Raw genomic sequence first — 1,021 nt, forward strand, 5'->3', positions numbered from 1 at the left:
AAAAAATATTTGGTATTTTATGATTTCTCCTCAACATCTGATTGGTTGAGTATTTTTTTTGATTATTCTGATTTTTTTTCTTTGAAAAGACCTGTAGTTTTTTATACTTCAAAGTGAAGTGCGGAATATGGGTTAGAGATATTAGCAGAAGCACTGCCAATACCGATCCTGTTTGAGAGTCGGAGAAAAAAACTCAAAAGATTTTTAAAGCTGGAAATCCTGAACATTGAAAAAATCTGGTTTCCCTGCCTAAAAGAGATGTTAAAACAGCAGGAGAGGTTCACAATAAAAGGATTAGTATATATTGCCATAGACCGGACGAGTTGGGGAACAATAAATATCTTGATGGTGAGTCTAATTTACGACAAGAGAGCCATGCCAATCTATTGGGAGATATTAGATAAAAAAGGAAGTAGTAATCTCGAAGAACAGCAGCGAGTATTGGGGAAAATATTGACGGTGCTATCAGGTCATAAAATCCTGGTGTTAGGAGATAGAGAATTTTGCTCGGTCAGTCTTGGAAAGTGGCTTCAGAAGCCGAGTTTATACTTTTGTTTAAGACAAAAAAAAAGTACAAATGTGAAGACAAAAGAAGGAATTTATCAAGAAATGAGAGAGTTAGGTTTAAGTCCAGGAACTCAACTATTTTTGAAGGATGTCAATATTACAAAAGAGCAGGGATTTGTCCAGTTTAACTTAGCTGGTAAATGGAAAAAAACCTATCGGGGTTTTCAAACAAAAGAACCTTGGTATATTCTGACTAACTTTGGAGATTTAGAGACGGCAATAATTGCCTATCAAAAAAGATTTGATATTGAGGAGATGTTCCGAGATTTTAAGTCGGGAGGCTATAGCTTAGAAGGTTATCAATTAGCCCCGCAATACTTATCAAAGCTGATAATTGTTATAGCTATCGCCTATACAAGTGCCACACTACAAGGTAAAAAAATTAAGGATATGGGAATCCAAAAATATGTCACAAGACCTGAAAAAAGATATAAAGGTCAACGCAGACACAGCA

At 35.3% G+C, this 1,021-nt stretch carries 1 protein-coding gene; it reads left to right on the plus strand.

The genetic code is table 11. The features are described 5' to 3' along the window. Positions 1–168 precede the first annotated feature (168 nt). On the plus strand, positions 169–1,021 hold an 853-nt coding region (locus O9324_RS16815; protein WP_288140784.1), incomplete at its 3' end, for an IS4 family transposase.

The organism is Microcystis sp. LE19-84.1B (assembly GCF_027531875.1).
Lineage (GTDB): Bacteria > Cyanobacteriota > Cyanobacteriia > Cyanobacteriales > Microcystaceae > Microcystis > Microcystis panniformis.